Consider the following 2,851-nt stretch of genomic DNA (forward strand, 5'->3'; position numbering starts at 1 on the left):
AGTTCTTGAAATGCAACATATCTTTGCTACCGCTGTTATGCTGTGCTTTTTTGCTGCAATTACAGCATTTAGTTTTTTTGTAACGTATGCGTTGTTTCTTACTTTCTTCAGCATTGCTTTTGCCGATTCCACTACTTTTTCATCCAATAATTTTGATCTTAATGCCATTTATACCTCGCTATTACACTTAGTTTAGTATGGCTTTTTTTCCATTATTGTCTATCTGTTTGTTGTGCAGTGAGAATTGGTATAAGAGCTTGATAATCCTTACCTACAATTTGTTCAGCTTTTATCTCTAGTACGTTAAACAGATCATTATTATCATAAAACTCCTGACCAGTTAACTTAAAATGTTGACTCATTACTACACCTCACATAAATACATGATACTATTAGTATAATATATTTAATGTTTCACACAAGCATAAAAATATCAAGCAACCACTAAGAGAAGAAACCCTCTTTCCCATCATACAAATACAACTTATCCATTCTCACCACATCAAAATTATGTTCCTCAAATTTGATTAGCAAGTTATTCACATCACTATTTGTAATTTCATTATTTGCAATGAACCTGCAGGTTATTTGGTCACTTGAAGACTTTGAACTTCCTGGCCAAATCGCAAGGCCTTTTGAATATATTGCTATAATCTGCGGATTACTTGTTTCAAACAACTTCACTATTTGGTCAAAGTCAGCCGGCTTACTCCAGGCAAGCGTTATATCGCTACCCACTAGTTTTTTAATCTTATAATCCTGTTCATAATTATCCTGTATTTTATCCACTTTACTATTTGGATCACTGCCAATTATAAGCTCAGATAATGTTTTCGGTTTTTTTCCTAGATTGTCTATAACAGCTTCTGCAAATTCTTTTGTACCAACTTTCTGTTTACTTCTTTTCTCCTTATATAAATCGGCAGTGTGTATTCCATCCTCCAAAGTCTTGAGCCATGCATCGTAGATTAGTTTTGCAGTACCCACTTGACCTATGTAAATTAGCATATGCACTGCAGCATTTAAAAGACCAGAAGGATTGGCTATGTTTTTTCTTGCAATATCAGGGGCAGAACCGTGCACTGCTTCAAACATTGCGTATTCATTCCCGATGTTGCTACTTCCGGCAAGCCCCACAGATCCAGAGGTTTGTGCGACTATATCTGATAATATGTCGCCATATAAGTTCTCGGTTACTATAACATCAAAATTCTCCGGTTCTGTTGCAACACGTGCCATTCCAATATCAACTATATAATGTTCTGCCTTTATATCTGGGTATTCCTTTGCAATACGATCAAACGCCGCATGGAAAGTTCCGTCAGTCATTTTCATTATGTTATCTTTAGTAAGACAAGTTACCTTCTTTCTACTATGTTTTTTTGCATATTCAAAAGCGTACCTGCATATTTTTTCTGAGCCGGATCTAGTAATAATTTTAGTGCATTGGTAAGAGTCACCAGTGAGCCTGTGCTCTATTCCGGTGTAAACGTCCTCTTCATTTTCACGTATTACTACGATATCAAACTTATCGAATTTATTTTCTATAACAGGATGATATGAAATGCATGGTCTGATATTTGCATATAACCCTAGGTTCTTTCTGAGCGCTACATTTAAGCTTTTGTGGCCTTTACCTTGAGGAGTTGTTGTCGGAGATTTTAATAATATTTTTGTCCTTTCAATTGATTCCCAACCACTTGGAGAAATTCCGTGAGACCATTCTTTACTGTAAACACGCTCCCCTATTTCAATAATATCTATTGAGATTTCCGCTTCTGCTTCGCGCAATATCGACAGCACCGCTTCCATGATTTCTGGTCCGATACCGTCGCCATATGCAACTGTGATTGGTGTTGACATAACTTCCCTAGTTATAAATGATTTAATATTAATTTAAATAATAGAGTGGCACAAGTAGCTAATATTACCCAAGTTAGTATATTTACGGTTATTTAATAACGTATTTTTATATTATATGATGATATTATGAAATATAGGTGGGGTTATGAATACTAAAATAAATGTTAAAGTAAATTATGTAGGATTTACAAGGCGTATTGTAGCAGAAATACTTGACCTCATCATATTTTCCCCTCATTTTATCTTCGGTTTTATCTATGGTGTATTCATCGTATCATTACAAGATCAAGATAAAGATAAAGACTCTTTTCAGGAACTTGCACAACTAGCAACAGAAATACCATTTATAGTTTCTACAGTGGTCGCAACATTAGTACTAACAATATCCAAAATATTAATGGTAACAAAACTTGGTGGTACCCCAGGAAAACTATTGTGTGGTATGCATATTAAAGATGCTAATACATTTACAAATGTTACCCTTATGCAAGCAACAATAAGATGTATTTCTAAGGGAAGCATCTGGATTATTTTTCGCTTTTTGCTTCATCTGCATTATCATGGTTATACTTTTCTATATCTTTTAATTGTGCTAATTTTATTTTTGTTTGCAGTATTTGATCAACGCAAACAGACTTTTCACGATAAAATTGCAAAAACAGTAGTGATAGACTATAAATCTAGTTGATATTTTTCTTTATAGGTAGTACATGGATAAAAAAGTAAACTACTCAACGATGATAAGACGTACTCTAGCATTTATAGTTCTCTAATTGCACATAAGTCAACAATAATTTTTACACAAATCAAAATAGCATATTTCCTCCGTAATCCTTAATAATTTTACATAGATTAAGTAGCATGCTTCCATGGTTCTCTCCGCGGTCTGATATGGCTAGTTTATAGCATTTCTCATAATAGTCCGAACAGGTCATAGGAAGGCAGAATCAACAGCACGACGAAAGGATTCGAATAGAGGAATGTTTTT

The 2,851-nt window shown here is 34.3% G+C and carries 3 protein-coding genes and 1 pseudogene; 1 reads left to right on the forward strand and 3 read right to left on the reverse strand.

Translation table 11 applies throughout. The features are described 5' to 3' along the window. The 3 genes and pseudogenes from OZD66_RS01510 to icd form a co-directional block, all read right to left on the reverse strand. Positions 1-168, reverse strand: a pseudogene (locus tag OZD66_RS01510) (IS630-like element ISWpi10 family transposase); the annotation flags it as partial. Positions 169-212: 44 nt separating this feature from the next. Further along, complete coding sequence (locus tag OZD66_RS01515; RefSeq protein ID WP_275022008.1) at positions 213-362, reverse strand: hypothetical protein; 150 nt, start codon at positions 360-362, stop codon at positions 213-215. 82 nt (positions 363-444) lie between these two features. After that, positions 445-1,863, reverse strand: a complete 1,419-nt coding sequence (gene icd, locus OZD66_RS01520; RefSeq protein ID WP_182367069.1) for an isocitrate dehydrogenase — start codon at positions 1,861-1,863, stop codon at positions 445-447. Between the two features lie 145 nt (positions 1,864-2,008). Here icd and OZD66_RS01525 point away from each other — a divergent pair, with 145 nt between their 5' ends. Continuing rightward, a complete protein-coding gene (locus tag OZD66_RS01525) occupies positions 2,009-2,551 on the forward strand; it encodes an RDD family protein (protein WP_182367071.1) in 543 nt (180 codons plus the stop codon). Positions 2,552-2,851 lie beyond the last annotated feature (300 nt).

The organism is Wolbachia endosymbiont of Drosophila baimaii (assembly GCF_028982185.1).
GTDB classification, from domain to species: domain Bacteria; phylum Pseudomonadota; class Alphaproteobacteria; order Rickettsiales; family Anaplasmataceae; genus Wolbachia; species Wolbachia pipientis.

Excerpts from the sequence above, each read along its gene's own strand:
- icd (WP_182367069.1), bottom strand. The coding sequence starts at position 1,863 with ATGTCAACACCAATCACAGTTGCATATGGCGACGGTATCGGACCAGAA.
- OZD66_RS01525 (WP_182367071.1), top strand. The coding sequence starts at position 2,009 with ATGAATACTAAAATAAATGTTAAAGTAAATTATGTAGGATTTACAAGG.
- OZD66_RS01515 (WP_275022008.1), bottom strand. The coding sequence starts at position 362 with ATGAGTCAACATTTTAAGTTAACTGGTCAGGAGTTTTATGATAATAAT.